The following is a 24,689-nucleotide window of genomic DNA, read 5'->3' on the forward strand; positions in this document are numbered from 1 at the left end:
TGGTGGTTATTTCAAAAAACATAAATTTTTAGATCTTAAGAGCACAAATTAAGATTTAATTAACCTTCTAAACTAAGCTAGACAAAGCTATTAGGATATTTGGGTTGGAATAATTCTTACGGATAGATATGTTTTAATCCCTTTTTCATTTGATTTTAGTTCTCACAACTTTCCCTATCTTTACCTTAAACAATAATGATTCCGCTTAGGGTAGTAAACCGCTAGGCGTCAATATATAAGGATAAGTGAATGAGCTGTAGTAGTTGTGGATCTGGCGGTAGCGTGCCGGGTGGATGTAAAAATCACGGAACCTGTGGAACAGGTGGATGTAATAAATTAACCGTTTTTGATTGGCTTTCTAACATGGAGCTTCCTGACGGACAGGAAAGTTTTCCTTATGTAGAGGTTCGATTTAAAAACAGTCGTAAAGAATATTTTAAATACAATAACGACCTAAATCTCAAGATAGGTGATCTAGTTGCCACACAAGCACAAAATGGTCACGATATTGGAATGGTAACTCTAGCCGGAGAGCTAGTTAGGGTTCAAATGAAAAGGAAGCGAGTAAAGTTTCAAGATGAAACTTTTCCTCAAATTTATCGCATTGCCAATGAAAGAGATGTTGAGAAATGGCAAAATGCTCGCGATAGAGAAGAACCTATGAAAGTTAGAGCTCGCCAAATCGCCATCGAGCTCAAACTTAAAATGAAAATTTCTGATATTGAGTTTCAAGGTGATGGTTCCAAAGCTACTTTCTATTATACGGCCGATGACCGTGTAGATTTCAGGGAGCTTATTAAGCAATATGCATCTGAGTTTAAAACACGTATAGAAATGCGCCAGATTGGACTTAGGCAAGAAGCCGCCAGATTAGGTGGTATAGGTTCTTGCGGTCGTGAATTATGTTGTAGCACGTGGCTTACCGATTTTAGATCGGTTACAACTGGTGCTGCGCGTTATCAAAACCTCTCTCTCAATCCGCAAAAACTTGCTGGTCAATGTGGAAAATTAAAATGCTGTTTAAATTATGAGTTAGATTCTTATCTAGATGCATTAAGTTCATTTCCTAAACAAAATCAAAAGCTATATACTCATAAAGGAACTGCCGTTTGTCAAAAGGTAGATATTTTTAAAGGTATAATGTGGTATTGTTATGAAGGCGAATGGATGAACTGGCATGTATTGACTACTGATCAGGTACACCAAATAGTTGCTGTAAATAAATCAGGAGATAAAGTTTCTAGCATAGAGGAGTACGCAAGTGAATTGATAATAGAAGAAGAAGCTTCCTTTGAAAATGTAGTTGGACAGGACAGCCTTACTAGGTTTGACAAGCCAAAATCAAAACGTAACAAGCGTAAAAATAGAAGAAAACCGGGCTCTAATAAAAAGGAAACAGTAGCTACTGTTAAAGAAACACCAGCAAAAAAAGGGACTCAAAATAACAGAAACAAGAATAAACAACGTTCTAACACTAACAGAAACGCAAAAAGCAGCAATAACCAAAACCCAAATCAGAACAATAACGCTAGTAACCAGAAAAAAACGGGAACTAAAGGGAAGCCTCAAAATAAAAGACGTAACAATCGTCCAAAAGGTAACAGTAACAACAAGCCTAAAGACTCTTCAAATTAGTGAAAAAGATAATTTATATATGCACACTCCTTGTGATTCTTATAAGCTGTGATGATTATTTAGTTTCTTCGCAAACTGTTTCATTGGAAAACGCAAAATGGAATATTAATCAGGCACCAGTTTTTAAAGTGTCTCCACCAGACACAACAAATACTTATGACCTCTTTATAAACCTGCGAAATAACCACGAGTACGCTTTTAGTAACCTCTTTTTAATCTCAGAAATTAAATTTCCCCAAGGTAGGACTTTTGTTGATACCCTAGAGTTTGATATGACCGATAATTACGGTCGTTATTTGGGTAGAGAACGAGGTGATTTATATGAAAACAAATTATGGTTAAGAGAAGGAATACGCTTTCGCGAAAGCGGAACCTACCATCTAACCTTAAGACACGTAATGCGTAAGACAGGTGAAATAACACCAGTACAAAATTTAAACGGTATTGTAGACCTAGGTTACAGTATTGAAAAACCTAAAAATTATGGCAAAGACTAAAGCACAAAAAGTACAAAAAGTACAAGATAAAGAAGCCGTAAGTAAAAACGTAAAATTATTTTGGAAACTAGTTTTCACGGGTATCGGGCTGGTAGTACTGTTATTCCTCCTAGCAGCATGGGGAATTTTTGGAGCCTTACCTGATCACACGGTATTAGAAAATCCTCAAACAGACCTGGCTACAGAGATTATTACTGCCGATGGTAAAACACTGGGAAAGTTTTACAATCCAGGGAATAATAGGACACCTGTAACTTATGATGAATTACCACAAAACCTCGTTGATGCATTAGTGTCAACTGAAGACGAACGATTTTGGGATCACAGCGGTATTGATGGCTATGGAACAGCTAGAGCATTTGCTTATTTAGGAAGTAAAGGTGGTGCAAGTACCATTACCCAGCAGTTGGCAAAACTTTATTTTACTGTCGAGCCCAGAGCAAACAAATTTGAAAGAGGAATTCAAAAAATTAGAGAGTGGATTATTGCTACTCGATTGGAAAAACAGTACACCAAAGAAGAAATTATAGTTCAATATCTTAATCAGTTTGATTTTCTTAAAGGTGCCATAGGTATACGATCGGCGGCTCGTATTTACTTTGGGAAAGAGCCAAAAGACCTCAAGGTTGAGGAAAGCGCTGTACTAGTTGCAATGCTTAAAAACCCAAGACAATATAATCCACAAAGAGAAATATCAAAAAAGAAGTCTTTTAATAGACGTAACCAGGTATTTTTTCAAATGGTGCGCAATGGTAAAATGACTGAAGAATTGAAGGATAGTTTGCGTGAACAACCTATTGTCCTAGATTTTAAACCAGAAGGGCATGATGATGGTCTTGCTACCTACTTTAGAGAATTCCTAAGAGATTGGTTGAAAGAATGGGCAAAGGATCACGTGAATCCAGATACAGGAAAGAATTACAATATCTACAATGATGGGCTACGCGTAAATGTTACCATCGATTACAGAATGCAAGAAATTGCAGAACAAGCCTTACAAGATCACATGAAAAACTTGCAGGCCGAATTTGATAAACAAAATATCAAAAACAAAACTGCACCTTTTAGAGATTTAACCAAAAAGGAAACCGAAAACATAATCAAAGCTGCTATGCGCAGGTCTGATAGATGGCGTATTATGAAAGCTGCAGGTAAATCTGAAAAGGAAATTTACGCCAGCTTTGAGAAAAAGACAGACATGACTGTTTTTACTTGGAAAGGTGAAGTAGATACATTAATGACGCCTAGAGACAGTATTGTTCACTATAAAAAATATCTAAGAGCAGGATTAATGTCTATGAATCCACAAAGTGGACACGTGAAAGCCTGGGTAGGAGGAATAAACCATAAACATTTCAAATACGATCATGTAGAACAGGGAAAAAGACAAGCTGGATCTACCTTTAAACCTTTCTTATATTCTACTGCTGTAGACTTGTTGCACTACTCACCATGTAAAGAATTACCAGATGGTGAGTATACGATACCAGCAGGCAAATGGGGTAACTTGAAAGACTGGACTCCTAAAGATTCTGGTGGTGATTACGGTAATATTCTTACCTTAAAGGAAGCTTTGGCAAAATCAAAGAATACAATATCGGCTAGATTAATTGACGAGGTAGGTCCTCAACCTGTCATCGATAGAGCTTCTCAATTAGGAATTAATACCGATAAAATGGATGCTGTTCCATCTCTTGCTTTGGGTACACCTGATGTTAATTTATTTGAAATGACAGGAGCTTATAGCGTTTTTGCTAATGGAGGAATTTACAATAAGCCAGTTCTCGTTACTAGTGTTGAAGATAAAAATGGTACAATCCTTTATCAATATGTGCCTGATTCTAAAGATGTGATGAATGAGGAAACGGCCTATGTTACCGTTGACCTCATGCGAGGTGTGGTAAACTACGGTAGTGGTAGTAGATTAAAGGACAGCTGGAGAAAATCTCAATATATTTATAAGAATGTCATCACTGGATATCCTTATGAATTAAAGAATGACATTGCAGGTAAAACAGGAACAACACAAAACAATTCCGACGGTTGGTTTATGGGAATGGTTCCTGATTTAGTTACTGGAGTATGGGTAGGAGGCGAGGATAGATCGGTCCATTTTAACTCTACAAAATACGGTCAAGGTGCTACAATGGCATTACCTATTTGGGGTCTTTACATGAAAAATCTTTATAACGAAGAATCTCTGGACATATCAAAAGAGAAATTCAAAAAACCAGATAACCTATCCATTGAAACCGACTGTGAAGAATATAAAGCTCAACAATCTGGAGGACTAGATGAAGAAGATGACAGCGATGAATTAGAAATTTAAAGTATGATTAATAAAATTGACATGCACCATATTTTGTTTCTGGATATTGAAACGGTTCCTCAATATGCAAGTTTTGAAGAACTAGATGAAGCAGATCAAGAGCTATATTCTGATAAAACAAAATACCAGCGTAAAGAAGATTTTACGCCGCATGAATTTTATGAGCGTGCTGGCATTTGGGCAGAGTTTGGTAAAATTGTATGTATATCAGTAGGGTATTTTGCTTATACAAGCGACACACAATTTAGAACCAAAAGTTTTGTGGGTGATGAACGCGACATTTTAATAGAGTTTTCTCAATTATTAAAAGAACATTTTTCTTCTAGACAGCACCTATTATGTGCTCATAACGGAAAGGAATTTGACTTTCCTTATATTGCTAGGAGAATGATCATCCTAGGGATGGATTTACCAGAAAAACTAAACTTATTTGGAAAGAAGCCATGGGAAGTACCTCATCTTGACACCATGGAGTTATGGAAATTTGGGGATTATAAACATTTTACTAGCCTTAAGTTGTTAACTAGGGTTTTGGGTATTCCATCACCTAAAGATGATATCAGTGGTGACCAGGTACGAGATGTATATTACAAGGAAAATGACATCAAGCGTATTTCAGATTATTGTGAAAAAGATGTAGTCGCAATAGCTCAAATATTTCTAAAATTACGTAACCAACCTATCTTGTCGAATGACCAAATTATCTCAAAATAATACACTGGTCACTTGTGAAAATTTAAATGTAAGCTTCAGCACAGGTAAAAACTCTACACAGGTTCTTCATGATGTTTCTTTTGAAATATTATCTAATGAATTTGTCGCAGTTGTTGGAGAATCGGGTAGTGGTAAGTCGGTAATGAGTAAAGCTTTAATGGGCTTGTTGCCTGTTGAGAACTCTATAATTACCGCTAGACAGTTGGTTATTAATAATAAGGAAGTTTTGCATTTCTCTTCTGGTGATTGGTCACGCTTTCGCGGAAGCGTAATAAGCATGATTTTTCAAGAACCTATGAGCGCACTTAATCCTACTATTACATGTGGGAAACAAGTAGCTGAAATTTTAAAGCAACACACTGATCTTACTAAAGCCCAAATAAAGGATAAAGTAATTTCCTTATTCCAAAAAGTCTACTTGCCACAACCAGAGTCTTTGTATTATAAGTATCCTCATGAAATAAGTGGTGGGCAAATGCAACGCGTTATGATTGCAATGGCTGTTGCTTGCAATCCCATTTTATTAATAGCCGATGAACCTACAACAGCCCTTGATGTTACTGTTCAAAAGGAAATTATCAAATTACTAAAGGATATACAGCAAGAGTTTAACATGAGTGTTTTATTCATTTCACATGATCTATCTCTTGTAAGATCTATTGCAGATAAGGTAATGGTGATGTATCAAGGTCACATTGTTGAGAAAGGTACAGTTCAATCGATCTTTAATGAGCCAAAGGAACGATACACAAAGGCATTATTAGCCGCGAGACCTGATCTTAATGAACGTGTTGAGGTTTTACCTACAATATCTGATTTTTTAGATAATAATTATTCAAAGAAACTTGTTGATGCTGTACAAAGAGAGCACTCACTTAAAACCATGTATACACAAGAACCTTTAATTGAAATAAAGGATTTGAAAAAAGTATATGAGGTAAAAAACGGCTGGTTTAATAAATCTAACGCTTTCACTGCTGTCAATGGAGTGAGCTTTAATATTTTTCCTGGTGAAAGTTTGGGATTGGTAGGAGAGAGTGGTTGTGGTAAAAGCACCCTAGGCAATATCATCCTAGGATTAAAAGAAGCTACCTCGGGTAGTGTTTTGTATAAAGGAACGCAGGTTGTAGGACAATCTCAAAAATCTTTGAGAAAGATGCGTCGTCAAATGCAAATTATTTTTCAAGATCCTTTTGCTAGTTTAAATCCTAGATTGACTGTAGGTTCTGCCATTTTAGAACCTATGAGTTGGTACAAGATAGGTAGTTCTAATAAGGAGAGAGAATTAATGGTTAAAGAACTGCTGGTCAAAGTAGGTCTTAAAGAAGAGCATTATTATCGATATCCACACGAATTTAGCGGTGGTCAACGTCAACGTATAGGTATCGCTAGGACCATAGCCTTACGACCAGAATTTATAGTGTGTGATGAAAGTGTGAGCGCCTTAGATATTTCAGTACAGGCACAGGTTTTAAATCTATTGAACACACTTAAGCAAGAATTTGGTTTTAGTTATTTATTCATTTCTCATGATCTGGCAGTAGTGAAGCATTTTTGTGACCGTATTGTTGTCATGAATAAAGGAGAAATTGAAGAAATTCAAGAATCAGAACAGCTGTATAAAAATCCTCAAAAAATGTACACTAAAAAGTTGATTCAAGCTATTCCAAAATAAAAAGCCCAGCTTTAGGGAAAGCTAGGCTTATTACGTTTGTTAGTTAAGATTATCAAAATGTAAAAAATGTCTTCGTAATTAGTTTAAAAACTCCTTTTGCTAATAAATACGTACGTATCAATGCGTTAGGTTTTTTAAGGGGATAATTAGTTGCCATTTTTAAATCTTGATACCGCTAATATCTAAAAAAAATCTTAATAAACAAGACAATGTGGTAAAATTGTCGTTTAAAGTTTATTACATCTTTATTTGAGGTAACTTTTGTTCAATACCATCATTTTCTCCAATTTCAACTGTACTTGAACCTTTTATGATTATCGTACCTGTAGTGAAATCTTCTTGTTTTGCTTCAAAAATATTCTCAACATACTTTTGTGGATTTCGATCGATGTAAGGGAACCAAGTGCTGTGTATTTGTATCATAATACGGTGTCCTTTTTTAAATGTGTGTAAAATATCTTGTAAAGGAAAGTTTACCTCTTCCTCTTGACCTTCTTTAAATGCTTCTGGTTGTGCAAAATTATTTCTAAATCTTCCTCTAAAAGTTTCAGCTCTTACCAGTTGTTGATATCCTGCAAGTGAGATATGATCAGGAGTGTGTTCTCCATTTTCCATATTATTAGGGTAAACATCGATTAGTTTAACAATAAAATCGGCATCATTAATTCCTTTAAGAATAACATCCAATTTGGCAAGGATTTCTCCACTCAAGGTTAAATCCTCGTCTAAAATGTCAGTTTTGAAAGTAAGAACATCGGGTCTAAAACTAGCATGACGTTGATCATCTGTCATGTAAGCCCTAGGAGTAAATGTAACGGGTTTAATCTCACTTCTAAACGGTACAGGCTTGTTAGGATCACTTATGTAGGAAAATTGAGCTTGCGAAGTACTTTTAGGGTTGATCACCAATTTGCCATTTTCCTGAAATCCTAAAGTGATTTTTCCATCTCTTGGTGGCCATTGCGCAAATTGTTTCCATTCTTTTTTACCAGTGTCGAACATGTAAGCTTCTGGCAAATTAGGGTTTGACTTACCTTTTAAATGATAATCAAAAAATGGTTTCTCGATGTTTTTTTGGTAAAAATCGGAAATACTATCACCGAAGTGAATGTGATTAACCATTTGTTTACCACGCTCTCTAGACCAGTCACCATGGCTCCATGGCCCCATTACAATCATGTTGTTAGGATTGTTAGGATTGCGCTGTTCTACGTTCTTATATATGTTAAGTGGACCGTATAAATCCTCGGCATCAAACCACCCACCTACTGTCATTACAGCATGATCGACGTTATCTAAATGATTTATAATGGCTCTTTTTTGCCAGAATTCGTCATAGTTAGGATGTGTGGCCACATCATTCCAGAAGAAGTTATCTGGATATATACTATCAGTTACCGTTGAAAGCGGTCCTATATTCATATTAAAGGTGTATGAATCGTTCATTCCACCTCTTTCCCTCAGTTTATTCCATTTATCATTGTACCAGCTTTGAGTAGTTGGTTCTTCAGTTTGATGTCCAAATACTGGATAAGCCATTAAATAAGATTGTAATGTTGCTCCCATATGATGAAAATCGTCAAAGAAGAAATCTCCAATAGGTGCTTGTGGTGAGCTAGCTACTAGAGCTGGGTGAGCTTCTGGTAAAGCAGCTGCTGTATAAAAACCTGGATATGAAATTCCCCATTGCCCGACTTTACCATTATGGTTTTTAAGATTTTTAAGTAACCATTCTATAGTGTCATACGTATCAGAGCTTTCATCTATGTCATTTTTATTCTTAGGGTCATTTCCTGGCACATGAGGTCGCATGTTGTCAAATTCTCCTTCACTCATCCATCTTCCTCTTACGTCTTGATACACAAAAATGTAACCTTCCTTCATCATATATGGGTTAGGTCCTAGACTGCGTTTGTATTTTCCTTCTTCGTACGGTCTTACACTATAACAGGTGCGTTGCATCATGATTGGGTAATCTTGACTGGTGTCTTTTGGACTATAAACTACAGTATATAGTTTCACGCCATCACGCATCGGGATTTGGTAGGTAGTTTTGTCGTAATTTTCTTTTACGTAGTTTTCTTGACAGCTCGCTTCCGCGAAAGCGAAAAATCCTATAATCAAGAATAGAAAAAAGTTTCTCATGGTTAAATTTTTGCTCTAAGATAATAACAAAAAAGCATCTCGTTGAAGAGATGCTTTTTTAATTGATAATCTAAGTTTGAGAAATTTATTCTATTAAAAGTTTTTGAGTGGTAACACTGTCTTTTGTAGCTATTTTTATCAAATACAATCCTTGACTCACGTTATTCAAATCAATTTTATGATCGGTTCCTGTGTTGTTGAATTGTGATTGAATAAGTTTACCGCTGAGGTCATAAATCGAATAATCAAAAGATTGCTCATTATTCCATCTTAAATTGAAAGCTCCTTTGCTAGGATTAGGATAAATCGTAAAAGAATTTTCAAGAGTATTATTTTCATTTGATAATGTTCCTGTTACCACAAAATTATCAATGACGGCACCTTCTTCTGTTTCAAATTGGTCAGAATGGTAAACAAATCTAAATATAATGCTGTTTTCATTGCTTAGGGCTGCAAGATTGTAGCTGTATGTTGAAAGCGTTGTTGAAAAACCAGTCCATTGTGCTCCTACACAGTTAAAGCAATTTTGACCATTAGGTGATCTACTGCTGTTGTACCAATTAGGATCACTTGCTGTTCCTAGTACAGACCAGCTTATTCCTCCATCTACTGAATATTGCATGTATAATAAATCCCAGTTTAATTCAATAGAAAAAGCCATATCAAATTGAACTACCGGATTTCTCATGGACGTTAAATCATAACAACCGCTATATAAATAAGCAATAGTGTTGTTTCCATGATCTCCATCTAAGTTAGTTGCGTATACATTTGAATCGTTTCCTGCACCAGCGTTATTTAATACGCTTCCTGCAGGCACACCACGTTCCCATAAAGGGCTAGACCCATCGGCATTTTCTGTTAAGAAGTCCCTGCTAGCAAAGGAATATATATCATTTCCTACCGAGCTTTGATTTCTTATAATATTTAGGTTATAGTTGTTATTACCTGGGAATTGATCATTGGGTGCAACAATCTGTATATTTAATTCATTGTCACCAACGGTAAAAGGTATTCCTGAAAGAGTAAACGTAGAACTGCTACCTGCTGGAATATTTGTATTTAGCGTTTGTGAAACTACAGCTCCATTGTTTATAGTATAATTGATGTCTAGTGTTGATATGATATTCTGACCATTGTTTCTCACGGTTACATCTACATCATCACTACTACAGCTTATAGTACTGCCACTTAATAAGGCTGCATTTTGTATACTTGCGTCGTCTTGTGCTTGAACAACTGTAACTGCAGTTTGCCATATTCCTCTACCATAGGTTGCCGCAGTCAGTGTATTATCAACTGCATTAATCTCTAAATCTCTTATGTTGGAATTAGGTAAATTATTCATGAATGGTTCCCACTGGTTGCTTGAATTGGTAAGTCTATAAATACCTACAGTACAACCTACGTACAACGCGTCATTAGCGCTTAAAGGTTGGTGAGCTAGCGTGTTTTTACCTAGGAAAGGTAAGTTTGCTGTAATGTTAGTAAAACTTACACCCAGATTGGTGCTCTTCAAAACTCTACCATTAATACCACTAGTGGTAATATAAACAACATTACTATCAATATTACTCACTTCAATAGCTTGGATGTTACTGGAATCGGTATAAACAAGGTTGAAGGTTGATCCAGCATCGTCACTACGAAACAGTCTAGTATTTACACCTACATATATTCTGTTATTGTTTGATGGATCAATTTCTATCACATCTATATTGCTACCAAAGGAAGATGAAACAGGAGTAAAACCACTTGAAGGATCCACAGTGTATAACCTGCTGTATCCTGCATAAATAGTTCCATCACTAGCAGTTTTTAATGGTGTGATCCAATTACCACCTTCTGGACCACCTATGGATCCAGCATTAGAAATTCCGTTAGTTGTAAAATACAATCCGCCACCGTTTTGAGTAAACCCATATCTTATGTTGGTGTTTTGAGGATTAATTCCGGTGTCCATACCATCGGCGCCATAATAATTGCTCCACGCATTATTTGTTCTTGTAAAACCTCCGTTATCTTGTAATCCACCGATCATATCGGCACTGTTAGTTGGACTCACTGCAATCCTATAAAATTGGCTTATTTGAGCACTACCAGTCAAATCAGTAAAAGTTACTGCTGTATCAGTAGATTTATAGATACCACCATCAGAACAAACAAATAGTTCGTTTCCAAATTGACGTATTTGATGAATATCGGCATGAGTGTAAGCAGCTCCTGTTGGGTTGTTCCAATCATTGATTTTAAAAAATGAAGAACCACCTGTTGTCGATTTCCATACATTTAAACAGCCAGTGTATATAGAATTAGGATCAGTTTCTGAAACTTCAAGAGCAAGATCAAACCAGGCTTGTGAACTTTCTAAAATATCAGTTGAGCCATTATCACGTCTTGTGAATGATGAACCTCCATTGGTTGATCTATAAATTCCACCAAAACTCATGTCTCCTTGCGCATACAGTAAATATACATAGTTGCTATTTGCAGGTGTAACACCGATAACTATACGACCTACATTATTAGGCAATGGAAGGCCAGCGGTAACTGAAGTGAATGTTACCCCATTATCGGTAGATCTGTAAAAAGATTCATCAGTAGCCAGGTAAATTATATTAGAATCTGCGTGATTTAATTTTATATCCTTTACGTTACCTTGAAAAGTTCTCACGACTGTTTGTCCGCCATTTGTAGACCTGTAAAATCCATTATTTGCAGAAATAAATAGCTTATTAGAGTCATTAGGATCTACATAAATTTCTGAAATGTTTCTAGAGTTGCCAGCAAAAACAAGTCCAGTAGGGTTAAAGGTCAATCCGCCATCAGTAGATTTAAGCATTCCTATACTCGGACTGTCACCAGCATCGTCATCACCTGTTCCTATGTAAATAATATTAGAATTATTAGGGTCTATTTCAATAGCGCTTACACCTATACGTCCTATGAAATCCGACAATGGTGTCCAATTAATACCGGCGTCAGTAGATTTCCATATTCCACCATTTGGAGCTCCTATGTAATAGGTGCTAGGATTGTTAGGGTCAACTTTTATGGTATTTACTCTACCTTGTCCGGCAGACCAAGAACCTGTATTAGTATAATTAAATGGTCCAGCAGGCACCCAATTGGATTCATCCATCATGGTTGATTTTGCCACCGATATTGCATTTAATTGATCCATTATTTCCTTGCTTGATTGCAAGGTCCCATCAGGTTTAACAAATGCTTCCATTTGATTGAGCCATCTCATATATGGTTTATAACCACTACCTTTTTTGTTTTTGTCATGTGTTTGCCAGTAGGCATCTCCAGCGAGTTTGATATCTTTTAAAGTAATGGAACCATCTTTCTTTTGTAGTTGTAGTTCCTTCATCCATGGAGCATCACTTCCTAATTGAGAAAAGGCCATCGTGCTGCAAAACAACACTATGAAAAGGCTAATAAATTTTTTCATTAAACTTTAATATTTTTTTAAGGGATAGCAAAATAGTGATAGAACATCAAAAAAGTATCACATTATACATCAAAGATGTATTTTATCGAGTGATATTAATCTTTTGACGAACTTTAACTCTATTATTCGATCAAATGTATAGACATTACTCGTTATTTAATTCATAGCCTAGTTGCTTGCCTTTCTTTAAACGGGATAATCCATTAGTCATCCATTCAGGAGCTGGTTCATTTTTAAGATAATGATCAAAAAATTGCATCATTCTTACAGATAAATCACGACGATTCTTAGTTTTTCTGAGGTTGTGAGCTTCTTTATTATATACAAGTAACCAGGCTGGCTTATTCAACCTTCTCATGGCCATAAACATTTCAATACCTTGGTAATATGGAACGGCACCATCTTCATCATTATGCATCATTAATAATGGAGTTTCAATTTTAGGTACACTAAATAATGGCGAGTTCTCTACATATAAGTCAAATCCATCCCACAAATTTTTACCTAATCTGGACTGCGTGCGTTCATATTGGAAAGCACGACTCAGTCCGCTGCCCCATCTTATTCCTCCATAAGCACTTGTCATATTTGATACGGGAGCACCTGCCATAGCAGCAGCGTATTTATTGGTTTTAGTCACTAAATAGGCTGTTTGATATCCACCCCAACTTTGACCTTGAAGAGCCATGGCTTTTGAATCTACATAACCCGTTTTCTCTAAAGCTTCAGTACCTGAAACGATACAGTTATAGGCACTTTGTCCAGGATAACCATCCTTGTATACAATGTCTGGAACAAAAACGAGGTAATCATTACTCACTAAATAGCTGAAGTTTACAGTACTTGCACTAGGTTGAGGAGATCGATAACTGTGTAAACGATCTGAGTATTTCTCATAGAAATAAACAATTAAAGGATACTTCTTGTTTGGGTCAAAATCTTCAGGTTTATACAATAATCCTTCTAATGGAGTTCCATCATAGGCGTTCCAAGTAAATAATTCCACAGTACCCCATTTAAAATCAGATTGTTGTGGATTTAGATCGGATATCTTTTCACTTTTTCCATCTATGAAAACGTAGTAGTCTGGGTATGTTTTGAAATTGCCTTTTGTGTAAAGTAAGGCGTTGGTGTTTTTCGCTTTCGCGAAAGCGTTAATGGCATAATCACTTTCTTTCAATAAAGGTTGTAAATTATTATTACCTAGTAATGAAATGGAGCTTTCTTTAGTCTTGTGATCAAAAACAGAAACTAAAAATTTACCATCTATAAGAGTAACCTGATTGACCTTATCCCTATCCATTCGATTAAGTCGATATGTTATTTTTTTCTCGCGACCATCGGGTGTAATTTTTATGGGTTGTTGCCTACCAGTTGGATCCAATTTCCAGATATCGTACTTATCATAAACATAGAAGTTACCATCTTTATCAAATCCTCCATAACCATTTGAAGCAACTGGAGCAGGATGGTCGTCATCTTCATCACTAAATTTCACTTTCAAGAATTTAGTTAGGTTGCGCCCGATGTTAGTTTCTAGATTTATACTATGCCAGTCCTCTGTGTCATAATTATAATAGACAATATGATTAGATGCTGGGTTTAAGATGGGTCTGCTTCCTGAGTTTGCTAAAGTTTGAGCAAACCTACCAGTTTGTATGTCAAGTAAATAATAGTCGCTGCGCCATGGGTATTCCCATGATCTTTCAATATCATATTTGGTGTTGTCTGCGAATAACGCATATCTCGAATTAAGATCTCGATCCATTATAGGATCACTCCATTCATAATTGTTGAACGGGATGAATCTATTGTCTTCTGTATTAAAAACGGTAGTAGCGCTTTTGTTTTTTAAAGAAGAGAATCTAACTTTTTGCTCTGGTTGGGTTAATCGATCCTTGTAGGTCCATACATCAACATCAGGCAATTCTTCTTCCAATAAAGTTGTGTCTATGGTGTATTCAATTTTAGGCTGAGTGTAAAAGAAAAGTCTTGTTCCGTCTTCAGAAAATCTGGCCTTTTTTGAAGTTAAACGCCAATCTTCTTTAATGGTGTTACTGCCATAACCCAATTGTTGAGTAGTTGCAAGACTGTTTTTTTGATAAAATAGTTCATAATGAAGCGAGTCTTTGTGTGCGCTATCCATGGCAACATGGTAGGCTATTTGTTCACCTTTTTCATCGATACTTAGATTAGAATATCTCCATGCGCTTTGTAATAATGTGTCTACCTTTTTGGTATCACCATTCCACAAATAAACTCCGTTATCTTTCTCTTTTTTGGACTGCTTTACTGAAAAAATGAAATTGCTACTTTTCTTTGATAAGGTGTAATCTTTAATATTAGAAATAGTATCTCTTCTTTTTGTGCTAGGTTGATATATTATCAAATAATCTTCTTTTTCATACGGTGGTAAACTAGGAGTAACCGCTGGTAAAACACCTTCTTTTTTTTCACGTCGCAACCTGCGTCTTTTTTCTCGCTTAGACTCATTTTCAGGCACAGTAGGCTTGGCTTCTTCTTTCTTTTCAGGTTTTAAGTCTTTGTAGTGCTCTATGATTACAAAATCTTCTACATCCTTAACCGTATTGAATTTATTAACTCTGGTGACAGAATCAATTATTCTACCAGTAGCAACCTCGTAAACCATGAAGACGTTTTTGGACTGCTCATTTTTTTTAAACTTATCTTTTTTCTCTTTTCTAGTTATATCGTAAGCTGGTTTTTTTAGGAAGAAAACAAATTTCTCATCTTTTGAAATCACAGGTGACACACCATTAAAAAATTGCTTGCTTGTGTTGTCGTTTATATGATGAATTTGTAGATATCCATCACCAGCACCGGTAGTTGTGACAGCACTATATACTATTATGTTACCGTTATTTGATATTTGAACATTACGACCGCTTTTCCATAAATCATAATCATTATGAGTAAGTGATTTCTTTTGAGCATGAACGGTAACGCCTACTAGCAATAGTAAGCACACAAAAATTGTTTTCATTTTCATTTGAGGTACTTTGATGGTATTAGTTTTTAAGTTTTGAGATGTACTGTTGATCCCAATCTTTTTTAAGTTGAGTGAGAGATTTTACATTTTCATTAGGCACAGCTATAGAGAGAACATAATGTGCTATTTTGAGTTGATTGTTTTCTACAAACAATACACCGCTGCCTCTACAAATACCCATTTGAGTTTCTAATAATTCGTCAAAATAAGTGATGCCGTTCTTCGTATAAATATTACGTTCAAGCGGTGTAAAGGACCATGCTTTACCATGATCAAAATAGGGTTTTGAAAAAGCTTCAAATTCCGTCCTTGACCAGTTTTCTGTAGCGTCTGTACCTATAAAAACAGCATTTTGTGTCATTAATGAAAAGTAAGTCTCATAATCGGCCCTAGCAGCTGCATTATGCCAGTCGTCTAGTACTTGATTTACTTGTTTGTTTGATACATTTTTAATCGTTGCGCAGCTGGTCATAACCAGCCCCAAAACAAAATAAAGAATAGTTTTTTGCATGCCTAAAGATAATGACAAAACTACAAGTGTAATTCAGTCTAAAATATGTTGATTTTGAATGTTTTTTTAGGAAATCTGTATTTTGAAAACAAATAGAGCTAGCAATTATTGCTAGCTCTATTAAAAATGTATGGTCTTTAAATCTATTTCTGTAATAGGATTTCAGCTTTTTCTATAGTTTGTAAAGTAAAATCCTTAAGTTCTTTGATTTCTTTTACTTCTTCTTCTAGAATGGGCATTTTTTTATTTAATTCTTCTGCTGTAGAAGGCGATGGTTCACCGTAAGGAAACTTAGAGCTGTAATCTTCCATCCAAGTAAACATGTCATCATAAGCTTTTTGGAGATCCATTTGAACATTCTCAATTTCCATTGCCTGGTCACCTTCTATTTTTTGAGCTTCTAATTTCTTTTTTAAAGAAAGTAATCTTCCCATGTCTGGCATAATAACATCGTGTGCTTTAATAGCCTCCTTCATAAGTGAATCATAAGTTTCAATTCTTGATTCTAATTGAAGTTGCTCCTCATTCTTAGGTTCTTCTTTACATGAAAAAAGTAAAAGAGTAATTAGTAAAAGGCCTATAATATTTTTCATAACGCTAAATTTTTACAAAGATAAACTACAACAAAAGTTCATCCCTTTATTTTTGAATTTGATTTAATCCTGTAATTCACGAGATACTTGTTTCCTATAGCCTTTCATCCCATTTACAAGCATCCATTGCCAGATGGTCACAGATTTCCCATGATTAAATATGAGTTGTTACCGCAACAATTAATTCATGAAGGAGTAGCTACAGCTACTGATTTTTTTGAACCATCAAAGAAATGTGAACTGGACGATGTGTTACGGGTTCATACAAACACGTATTACAATGATTTAATAACGCTAAATCTAGAACGTAGAGCAGCACGCAAGCTGGGATTTCCTCTAAGTGAAGAATTGGTTCACCGAGAATTACTTATAGCGCAGGGTACTATTGAAGGTTGCTTGCATGCTATTAAAAATGGAGTTGCTATGAATATCGCAGGAGGAACACATCATGCCTACACAGATCATGGGGAAGCATTTTGTTTACTAAACGATCAAGCGATAGCTGCAAGGTATCTTCAGAATAAGGGTTATGCTCAAAAAATTCTTATAGTTGATCTAGATGTTCATCAAGGTAATGGTACGGCCCAAATTTTTAAGGAAGATGATAGTGTTTTTACTTTTTCCATGCATGGTGCAGGCAACTACCCATTTAAAAAGGAAGAAAGCGATCTAGACATTGCCTTGCCCGATGGAACAGGTGATCGAGAATATTTGGAACTTCTACAAAAAACCTTACCCGATTTGATCAATACGGTAAACCCTGATTTTATTTTTTACCTCTGTGGTGTGGATGTGGTTGAGACCGATAAGTTAGGAAGGCTTTCTTTGTCTCAAGAAGGTTGTAAAAAGCGCGATGAAATTGCTTTTTCTGCTTTCGCGAAAGCGGAATTATCAACTACAGCTATAAAAAAATTAGACAGGAACTTTGCCAAAATCCCTGTCCAGTGTAGTATGGGTGGTGGATATTCTCCTGAGATTAAACACATAGTAAACGCACATACGAATACGTTTAAAGTGGCAAAGGAATATCTTATCTAAGCCATCCTTTTTTACGAGAACTGCGAGCAAAAAGCCACAGAAAAATACCCATTAAAAGTATAAAAATCGTGAAACCTTGTTCTGCTCCTGTAATCACTTGAGTAATTCCAGATGTGAAAAAATAAATCGTACTTATTACGATTCCTACTAAGCCTATTACTGATAGAGGTACTGCGATTTTACTTTTAAATAATAACATTACACAAGCTAAGAAGCTTACAATGGTTGCAATACCATAATTAATCATGAACCACCAAGGCCTGTTTTCAACATATTCCATTACTTCATCGGTAAAGTCGGCATACATGATATCCGGTTTAAGGAGTTCTCCCATGAAGAACCCAACTCCTATTAAGTTCCATAATAAAAAGATGATTGCTAAAATCCAGAACCATAATTTAGGTTTTGCACTGTACGACATAATTGGTAGAGTTTTTTGGGTTGAGGTATAAAAATAAACAAAAGCCTTAAATCTTTGTTAACGTGTAAGAAAATATTTTCAAAAGCTAGTTTATCACTATATCGTTATAGTTTAGAATTTTGTTACATTTAGCCACTATTTTTAAACAGCCTACAACCATGAATAAATCTATGAAACCAGAAAGTTTAATGATGTCATATGGCTACAAACCAGAACTTTCTGAAGGAGCTATAAAATGTCCCATTTTTCTTACTTCAACCTTTGTTTTCAAAAGCGCAGAAGAAGGTAAAGCCTATTTTGAATTGGCTTATGGAAAAAGAGAAAAGTTACCTGGTGAAGAAATGGGGCTTATTTACAGCCGTATAAATAATCCTGATCTTGAAATATTAGAAAATCGCTTGAGATTGTGGGATGGCGCCGATGATTGTGCTGTCTTTGAAAGTGGTATGAGTGCAATTTCAACTGTTTTATTAGAGTTTTTAAAACCAGGAGACCTGTTAGTACATAGTTCACCAACTTATGGTGGAACAGATCATTTTATTAATCATTTCTTGCCAAAAATTGGTGTACATACTTTAGGCTTTACTTCCGAAATGAGTGAAGAAGATCTTGTAAAAGCGATTGAAGAAACAGGTCACGCATCGACTTTTGCCCACATGCATCTTGAAACTCCGGCAAATCCTACTAATTCATTGATTGATATAGAAATGTGTCGTAGAGTAGCCGATCGTTTTGTGACCGATGAGAAACCTGTTACTATTGCTGTGGATAATACCTATATGGGACCTTTATGGCAGCACCCATTAAAACATGGAGCAGATCTTGTAATGTATAGTGCTACTAAGTACATAGGCGGGCACAGTGATTTAATTGCTGGTGCTGTTTTGGGTAATGCTGAAAATATGGTGAGAGTTAAAACCTTGCGTACCTTTTTAGGGAATATGGCATCACCACATACTGGATGGATGTTGTTACGTAGTTTAGAAACACTTAAAATCAGGATGGAGGCAATGCAGGAAAATGCAATTAAAGTAGCAGAATTCCTTTCTCAACATGATAAAGTAGCAAGTATTAAGTATCTAGGACTGCTAGAGGAAGGAACGGAGAATCATCGTATTTACAAGCAACAATGTTCTGGTCCTGGTGCCATGGTAAGTTTTAAAATTAAAGGTGGTGAAAAAGAGGCTTTTAAATTTCTAAATTCCTTGCAGCTAGTAAAATTGGCTGTTTCCTTAGGTGGTACAGAGAGTCTTGCAGAACACCCAAAAACGATGACTCATGCTGGGGTAGATGAAGCGCATTTAGAAGCTATAGGTGTAACTGATGCATTGATTCGAATCTCGGTAGGTGTTGAAAATTATGAAGATCTTATCTGGGATATTGGGGAAGCTCTTGACCAGGTTACCATAAATGTTATTGAAACTGCTTAATTAAGTTTCATTTTGGCATCTATTTTGCCTTGTAATATGCGAACTTTGCAACTTGTATCGTTATCATATTATGAGGCATCTTTTTTTTACCCTTTTCATTACACTATTTACCACGTCATTCATAACTGCTCAAGACACTAATTCTCAGGCACTATGTGAGTTAGATTTTCTAGATGATAAACTTACTTTTTTATCAGATGGGACGTTTCAAAATGAGCAAGTAGTAAAAGACGCTATAATCAAGCTAGAGCCATGTGGGATTGATGGATTTGATGCACAGTTCTTTGGGACTCTTAGAAATTTTTCAAAATTACTTTCTAAGATGACTGTAGGTGGCAAAAATGTTGAATCTCTTACTTATAAAGATTTGCTAGAAGAGCTTAAAAAGGTAAAGTCGACCACTGGTTATAAAAAAATTAGAGCCTTTTCAGAATTATCAGGTCAATTATCTACTCGTGTAGGTAATTACGAGAATTGGGAAAATGATAAGCAGTTGTTCATTGAATTAGGATCCTCTAATCAAATAATGGATAAAGTTGAGGAATATCTTAAAAAGAATCGAAACAATACACTTACCTATAAAGAAATTCTAGAAAAACTACAGAAGTAGGTTATTTGTTCTTTTGACGTTTTTCCCAGTTTTTACGTGCTAATTGTTGCATGTCTTCTATGTTGTCACTTTCATCCATAATCTCTAGACCCAACATAGTCTCGATAACATCTTCCATAGTGGCTAGACCTTGAACACTACCATAATCATCTACCACAAGAGCTATGTGCTCTTTAGTGGCTATCATTTTTTCAAATAGTTGAGGAATAGGCAAAGAGGCTGGTACCATAGCTATTTCTCTTTTCAAATCTCCTAGAGTTTCAGCAGGTTTGTCGTGAATAATATCAGCGAGTATGTGGTCTTTTAACACGTAACCAATAATATCATCTCTATTTTTATTGAATATAGGAATACGCGAAAATCTTAGATCTTGGTTTTTTTCAAAAAACTCTTTGATAGGAGTGCTTTGTGCCGCCATAAACATAACTGACCTAGGTGTCATTATGTCTTTAACCTCGATTTGATTAAAGTTCATTAAACTCTTGATGTATTGTCCTTCGGTCTTTTCAAAAACACCTTCTTGTTCTGCTGTTTCTGTAAGTGCTACAAACTCTTCTCTTGTCATGGTGCTTATATGAGCACTTTTACCAATGGCTTTTGTAGTAAGTTGTAACATCCATAATATCCCTGTATACTTTAAGATGGCTACCATTATTTTTAAAGTACGAGTTGTAAAACCCGTCAGTCCTTGCCAGTAAGTAGCACCTATCGTTTTAGGTATAATTTCAGACAGCACAAGTATAAGTACCGTCATTAATGCCGATATAACACCTACAAGTGGAATTCCCAGAACATTGTCTCTATATCCTTCATCGACAAGAGCCTCAGCTTGTACACCAACCATAATAGCACCAACTGTATGTGCTAGTGTATTTAAGGTTAAAATAGCAATCAAAGGTTTGTCAACATCATCTTTAAGCTGCTTAAGATCTTTTACAAAAGCTGCACCTTCTTGTTCTTTAACTTTAATAAAGGTAGGTGAAATACTTAATAAAACAGCCTCTAGTATTGAGCATAAGAAGGAGAATAGTATTGAACCTATTGCATATATGATAAGCAGTGTCATGAAAATAGTTTATTTGTAAAGGTACTTTTTAAAAAAGGAAAAATAAGAAAGATTTAATCAACAAATCTAGGATCTGTAGGCATGGTAGTACCGCAATTGTTACAAGTACGCATTTCTTCACTACCATAAAATTGTTTGAATCTAGGTAAAAAATCTTTTTCTATATCATCTAATTTAAAGTAGGTTTCATGAAGCTTGTGATTACAATTGTCACAAAACCATAATAACCCATCGACTGCATCTTCACTTACTCTTTTGCGCTCGATGACTAGTCCTAAAGAATTTTCATGTCGTACGGGTGAATGAGGAACCTTTGCAGGATGTAAATACATATCGCCTGGTCCTAATTTCATTGTTCTTTTCTTACCGTCTTCCTGAATATGAACTTCTATTTGGCCTTCCAATTGATAGAAAAGTTCCTCAGTTTCATTGTAATGATAATCTTTTCTAGCGTTGGGTCCAGCTACAATCATGACGATGTAATCACCAGATTCAGTATATAGATTTTTATTTCCTACTGGTGGTTTAAGTAAATCACGATTATCTTCTATCCAATTGTTCAGGTTGAAAGGTGGTGCTATGGCCATTACTTTTAATACTTAAATATTTTGATTAAAAATACCACTTATTTCAATTCTTTCTTAATTTCTGCCATTAAGGATGCTCCGCCGTTTTCAAGAATTTTTTGTGATTCCGCTTTCGCGAAAGCGATATAATCCTCATGATTCATTTCAGATTTTAAATCTATCGAAGTATTTGTATCAAATCGAGTGCGTCCATCTAGACTCAATAGACAGCCTTTAAAAGTTAACGTGTTGTCAGAAATATGCGCGAGTGCGCCAATAGGAGCGGTACAACCACCTTCTAGTTCTCTAAGAAATGCGCGCTCTACATCTACACAGTATTGAGTGTTTTTATCATTAAGTCGCGCCGATGCTTCAACAGCATAAGTGTTCTTGGACATGGCTGCTACCATCATCGCTCCTTGTGCAGGTGCTGGAATAAAGCTGTCTAAATCTGTGTATTCAAAACCATAGTTAGCCTTAATCTTTTTAAGTAACCCGATTCTATCTAAACCGGCTTTGGCAAATATTGCCGCACTCCAATCCTTATTAGTGTAAAGTTTTTCTAATCTGGTATTAACGTTACCTCGTAAGTCAACGACATTATGATGAGAATACATGTCTAGCCATTGTGATTTGCGTCTTAAACTTCCTGTAGCTATGGTGATAGAATCGTCTGGATTGAAGTTTTCTTTATAGACTAGTATATCCTTGTGAGACGCTCGCGGCAGCACAGCTGCCTGTATCATGCCTTTAGGTAATTGGGTAGGAACATCTTTTAAACTGTGAACAGCAATATCAATCTCTCCATTAACAAGAGCGATATCTAATGTTTTTGTAAAAATGCCTGTGATTCCCATTTCATACAAAGGTTCGCTCAAATTGAGATCACCTTGAGATTTAACTGGTCGTAATTCTGTATGATAACCTAAATTTTCTAATTCCTTTTGGACTGTAGTAGCTTGCCATAAGGCAAGCTCGCTGTCTCTTGTTCCTATTATGATGGGTGTTGCCATGAAGTAAATTTACCGATTATAAAGCAAAATAATATATGAATTCCTATTAACAAGCTTGCCATTATTAAGGCATAAGTCAAATGACTCAATAATACTGTAGGTAAGTTTTCAAAAATCGTAGTGTCAGTATAATCTCTGTGAATACTGGTGATGATTATGACCAAGCGTTCCATCCATAAATCAAAAGCGGATATACAACAAACTAAAGCTATTACCCATTTATTTTTTCCTAATTTGGGAAGTAATACTAATAAAGGAAGCGCTAAGGAACAAAAAAGTAGCCACCAGTACATACCTGCATAAGAATCTGTCGCTCGATCCCAGAAGGTTGTTGCGCCTGTTTCTAGTTGGTATATAAAAAGAATCCAAGAAAATGTTACATGTAAGATGAGTATCCACCTCAAACTTTGTACAGCTATTGAGAATTTTTGCTTAAAATAAACCTCTGCAAGGTAAATAACTAAAATGATACTTGCGCCAGGATATACAAACAATGACTTGAGTAAATAATGTATATGGAAAAGCTCACTCAATTTTTAAGAAGCTACTTTGTCAGAAAGCTTAAAGACTTTATTGAGCATGTCTATGGCTTCATCTGTGCTTTCATTTTCATCACGCAGGTGATTGGCAAAATGGCCGGCAATTTTTTGAATAATTTTATCGGCGATAAAATCTACTTGGTCCTGATCAAAGTTGTTTATTTTACTACGATTGCTTTTAATTTCGGCTTCCTTCATTTTAGTAAGCTTAGCCTTAAGCGCTTGCATGGTAGGAGCAAACTTTCTTGATTCTTGCCAGATTTTAAATTCGGTATGAATTTCTTCAATAATGGCTAGCGCTTGTGGAATGAATTTCTCTCGTCTGGCTAGGGTTTGATTAGTCATTTGTGATAATTCATCCAGGTGCACTAGTTGTACGTTTTCTAATTCCTTCACGTCCTCATTCACATTTTTAGGAATAGATAGGTCCATGATAAGTAAGGGTCTAGTCGTACAAATCAGATTTTTAGAAACGGTTGGGTTTTGTGCGCCGGTTGCCACTATAAGAATGTCTGATTGCGCAATTTCTTCTTCAAGTTGAGCATAATCCTTAACAATTAGATCAAATTTACCAGCTATTTTTTCTGCTTTTTCCTTAGTTCTATTGATTAAGGTGATCTTTTTATTTGAGGTGTGTTTAACGAGATTCTCACATGTATTACGACCGATTTTTCCAGTACCGAATAGCAAGATGTTCTTCTCATTATTAACTTGATAATTTTCTAGGATGTACTGTACGCTAGCAAAACTAACTGATGTTGCACCACTGCTTATTTGTGTCTCGGTCTTAATACGTTTACTGGCTTGTATCACTGCGTTAACCAATCTTTCCATATATGGATTAACCAATTTGATAGCTTTTGATTTTTTAAAGGCAATTTTGAGTTGGCCTATAATTTCAAAATCTCCTAGAATTTGACTGTCCAATCCAGTACCTACATTAAACAGGTGCTCACAAGCTTTTTCGTTTTTGTGAACATAGGCAATCTTTTGAAAGTCTTCTACAGTTCCATGACTGTGCTCACATAACAATCTTATAAGTTGAAAAGGATGTTGGGCAAATCCATACAACTCGGTCCTGTTACATGTGGATATTACCACTAGCGATGGGATACCATCTCTTTTTGCCTCATTAAGAAGATTGCTTGTTGCATCTTCTGATAATGAGAATGTTCCACGCATTTCAGCATCAGCTTTTTTATAGCTAATTCCAATTGCGTAAAAAGAAAAATGTTTGTTGTTACCTGAATACATACCCTTGTTAAGGAAGTGTCGCAAAGTTATTGTGGTCCTTAAAAGAAAAATAACGCTACAAGTTCGTTTTTCTACGCTATATGTTATTTTTGCTAAAATCTTGCTTCTTGTATAGGCAAGTACTGTTATGAGTACGCTTTCGCGAAAGCGTATTGTCTATTATTTAGAGTGAATATAAATAAGCTA

Annotated in this window: 19 protein-coding genes; 8 read left to right on the top strand and 11 right to left on the bottom strand. The window is 35.7% G+C overall.

The genetic code is table 11. The features are described 5' to 3' along the window. Positions 1-249 precede the first annotated feature (249 nt). The 5 genes from I5168_RS04735 to I5168_RS04755 are packed head-to-tail and all read left to right on the top strand — an operon-like array spanning position 250 to position 6,850. Complete coding sequence (locus I5168_RS04735; protein WP_431472568.1) at positions 250-1,635, top strand: PSP1 domain-containing protein; 1,386 nt, start codon at positions 250-252, stop codon at positions 1,633-1,635. Beyond that, positions 1,635-2,132 carry a gliding motility lipoprotein GldH gene (locus I5168_RS04740; protein ID WP_431472569.1) on the top strand — a complete coding sequence of 166 codons (498 nt, stop codon included), beginning with the start codon at positions 1,635-1,637 and terminating at the stop codon, positions 2,130-2,132. Before I5168_RS04735 ends, I5168_RS04740 begins: the two co-directional genes overlap by 1 nt. After that, on the top strand, positions 2,119-4,461 hold the full coding sequence (locus I5168_RS04745; RefSeq protein ID WP_431472570.1) for a transglycosylase domain-containing protein: 2,343 nt from the start codon (positions 2,119-2,121) through the stop codon (positions 4,459-4,461). Before I5168_RS04740 ends, I5168_RS04745 begins: the two co-directional genes overlap by 14 nt. 3 nt (positions 4,462-4,464) lie before the next feature. Continuing rightward, positions 4,465-5,175 (top strand): 3'-5' exonuclease, encoded by a 711-nt coding sequence (locus I5168_RS04750; protein ID WP_431472571.1) that lies wholly within the window; start codon positions 4,465-4,467, stop codon positions 5,173-5,175. Next, positions 5,153-6,850, top strand: a complete 1,698-nt coding sequence (locus tag I5168_RS04755; protein ID WP_431472572.1) for a dipeptide ABC transporter ATP-binding protein — start codon at positions 5,153-5,155, stop codon at positions 6,848-6,850. Before I5168_RS04750 ends, I5168_RS04755 begins: the two co-directional genes overlap by 23 nt. A gap of 237 nt (positions 6,851-7,087) precedes the next feature. Here the strand turns inward: I5168_RS04755 and I5168_RS04760 are convergent, their stop codons facing one another. The 5 genes from I5168_RS04760 to I5168_RS04780 form a co-directional block, all read right to left on the bottom strand. Beyond that, complete coding sequence (locus I5168_RS04760) at positions 7,088-8,995, bottom strand: CocE/NonD family hydrolase (RefSeq protein ID WP_431472573.1); 1,908 nt, start codon at positions 8,993-8,995, stop codon at positions 7,088-7,090. Positions 8,996-9,080: 85 nt separating this feature from the next. Next, on the bottom strand, positions 9,081-12,452 hold the full coding sequence (locus I5168_RS04765; RefSeq protein WP_431472574.1) for a T9SS type A sorting domain-containing protein: 3,372 nt from the start codon (positions 12,450-12,452) through the stop codon (positions 9,081-9,083). A gap of 145 nt (positions 12,453-12,597) precedes the next feature. Continuing rightward, a complete protein-coding gene (locus I5168_RS04770; protein ID WP_431472575.1) occupies positions 12,598-15,456 on the bottom strand; it encodes an alpha/beta hydrolase family protein in 2,859 nt (952 codons plus the stop codon). A 25-nt stretch (positions 15,457-15,481) separates the two neighbouring features. Further along, complete coding sequence (locus I5168_RS04775) at positions 15,482-15,973, bottom strand: nuclear transport factor 2 family protein (RefSeq protein ID WP_431472576.1); 492 nt, start codon at positions 15,971-15,973, stop codon at positions 15,482-15,484. A gap of 143 nt (positions 15,974-16,116) precedes the next feature. After that, the gene (locus tag I5168_RS04780; RefSeq protein WP_167342677.1) at positions 16,117-16,566 is read right to left on the bottom strand and encodes a hypothetical protein; all 450 of its coding nucleotides are present in this window, start codon (positions 16,564-16,566) and stop codon (positions 16,117-16,119) included. 87 nt (positions 16,567-16,653) lie between these two features. On the opposite strand from I5168_RS04780, the gene I5168_RS04785 reads away from it, so the two are divergent. After that, positions 16,654-17,604, top strand: coding sequence for a histone deacetylase family protein (locus I5168_RS04785; protein ID WP_431472577.1), 951 nt, complete (start codon positions 16,654-16,656; stop codon positions 17,602-17,604). On the opposite strand, the gene I5168_RS04790 is transcribed toward I5168_RS04785, so the two are convergent. Then, positions 17,597-18,025 (bottom strand): hypothetical protein, encoded by a 429-nt coding sequence (locus I5168_RS04790; protein WP_042277085.1) that lies wholly within the window; start codon positions 18,023-18,025, stop codon positions 17,597-17,599. The two genes, I5168_RS04785 and I5168_RS04790, sit on opposite strands and share 8 nt — an antisense overlap. 158 nt (positions 18,026-18,183) lie before the next feature. Between I5168_RS04790 and I5168_RS04795 the strand changes: the two genes are divergently transcribed. Continuing rightward, complete coding sequence (locus tag I5168_RS04795) at positions 18,184-19,455, top strand: cystathionine gamma-synthase family protein (protein ID WP_105017961.1); 1,272 nt, start codon at positions 18,184-18,186, stop codon at positions 19,453-19,455. Positions 19,456-19,525: 70 nt separating this feature from the next. Continuing rightward, positions 19,526-20,065, top strand: coding sequence for a hypothetical protein (locus I5168_RS04800; RefSeq protein ID WP_042277090.1), 540 nt, complete (start codon positions 19,526-19,528; stop codon positions 20,063-20,065). A 1-nt stretch (position 20,066) separates the two neighbouring features. Here the strand turns inward: I5168_RS04800 and I5168_RS04805 are convergent, their stop codons facing one another. The 5 genes from I5168_RS04805 to hemA form a co-directional block, all read right to left on the bottom strand. Then, positions 20,067-21,131: a CNNM domain-containing protein gene (locus I5168_RS04805; protein ID WP_042277093.1), complete on the bottom strand. Its 1,065-nt coding sequence runs from the start codon at positions 21,129-21,131 to the stop codon at positions 20,067-20,069. 53 nt (positions 21,132-21,184) lie between these two features. Further along, the gene (locus tag I5168_RS04810; protein ID WP_060523618.1) at positions 21,185-21,718 is read right to left on the bottom strand and encodes a 3-hydroxyanthranilate 3,4-dioxygenase; all 534 of its coding nucleotides are present in this window, start codon (positions 21,716-21,718) and stop codon (positions 21,185-21,187) included. Between the two features lie 38 nt (positions 21,719-21,756). After that, entirely contained in the window at positions 21,757-22,710 is a 954-nt protein-coding gene (hemC, locus tag I5168_RS04815) for a hydroxymethylbilane synthase (protein ID WP_105017963.1), read from the bottom strand. Further along, positions 22,692-23,114 (bottom strand): hypothetical protein, encoded by a 423-nt coding sequence (locus tag I5168_RS04820; RefSeq protein ID WP_431472578.1) that lies wholly within the window; start codon positions 23,112-23,114, stop codon positions 22,692-22,694. Before I5168_RS04820 ends, hemC begins: the two co-directional genes overlap by 19 nt. A 132-nt stretch (positions 23,115-23,246) precedes the next feature. Beyond that, positions 23,247-24,503, bottom strand: a complete 1,257-nt coding sequence (gene hemA / locus I5168_RS04825) for a glutamyl-tRNA reductase (RefSeq protein WP_105017965.1) — start codon at positions 24,501-24,503, stop codon at positions 23,247-23,249. Positions 24,504-24,689: the final 186 nt, after the last annotated feature.

The organism is Nonlabens sp. SCSIO 43208 (genome assembly GCF_050703575.1).
Classification (GTDB): domain Bacteria; phylum Bacteroidota; class Bacteroidia; order Flavobacteriales; family Flavobacteriaceae; genus Nonlabens; species Nonlabens tegetincola.

Excerpts from the sequence above, each read along its gene's own strand:
- I5168_RS04745 (WP_431472570.1), top strand. The coding sequence starts at position 2,119 with ATGGCAAAGACTAAAGCACAAAAAGTACAAAAAGTACAAGATAAAGAA.
- I5168_RS04735 (WP_431472568.1), top strand. The coding sequence starts at position 250 with ATGAGCTGTAGTAGTTGTGGATCTGGCGGTAGCGTGCCGGGTGGATGT.
- I5168_RS04805 (WP_042277093.1), bottom strand. The coding sequence starts at position 21,131 with ATGACACTGCTTATCATATATGCAATAGGTTCAATACTATTCTCCTTC.
- I5168_RS04800 (WP_042277090.1), top strand. The coding sequence starts at position 19,526 with ATGAGGCATCTTTTTTTTACCCTTTTCATTACACTATTTACCACGTCA.
- I5168_RS04750 (WP_431472571.1), top strand. The coding sequence starts at position 4,465 with ATGATTAATAAAATTGACATGCACCATATTTTGTTTCTGGATATTGAA.
- I5168_RS04770 (WP_431472575.1), bottom strand. The coding sequence starts at position 15,456 with ATGAAAACAATTTTTGTGTGCTTACTATTGCTAGTAGGCGTTACCGTT.
- I5168_RS04755 (WP_431472572.1), top strand. The coding sequence starts at position 5,153 with ATGACCAAATTATCTCAAAATAATACACTGGTCACTTGTGAAAATTTA.
- I5168_RS04765 (WP_431472574.1), bottom strand. The coding sequence starts at position 12,452 with ATGAAAAAATTTATTAGCCTTTTCATAGTGTTGTTTTGCAGCACGATG.
- I5168_RS04810 (WP_060523618.1), bottom strand. The coding sequence starts at position 21,718 with ATGGCCATAGCACCACCTTTCAACCTGAACAATTGGATAGAAGATAAT.
- I5168_RS04775 (WP_431472576.1), bottom strand. The coding sequence starts at position 15,973 with ATGCAAAAAACTATTCTTTATTTTGTTTTGGGGCTGGTTATGACCAGC.
- I5168_RS04795 (WP_105017961.1), top strand. The coding sequence starts at position 18,184 with ATGAATAAATCTATGAAACCAGAAAGTTTAATGATGTCATATGGCTAC.
- hemC (WP_105017963.1), bottom strand. The coding sequence starts at position 22,710 with ATGGCAACACCCATCATAATAGGAACAAGAGACAGCGAGCTTGCCTTA.
- I5168_RS04760 (WP_431472573.1), bottom strand. The coding sequence starts at position 8,995 with ATGAGAAACTTTTTTCTATTCTTGATTATAGGATTTTTCGCTTTCGCG.
- I5168_RS04790 (WP_042277085.1), bottom strand. The coding sequence starts at position 18,025 with ATGTCGTACAGTGCAAAACCTAAATTATGGTTCTGGATTTTAGCAATC.
- hemA (WP_105017965.1), bottom strand. The coding sequence starts at position 24,503 with ATGTATTCAGGTAACAACAAACATTTTTCTTTTTACGCAATTGGAATT.
- I5168_RS04780 (WP_167342677.1), bottom strand. The coding sequence starts at position 16,566 with ATGAAAAATATTATAGGCCTTTTACTAATTACTCTTTTACTTTTTTCA.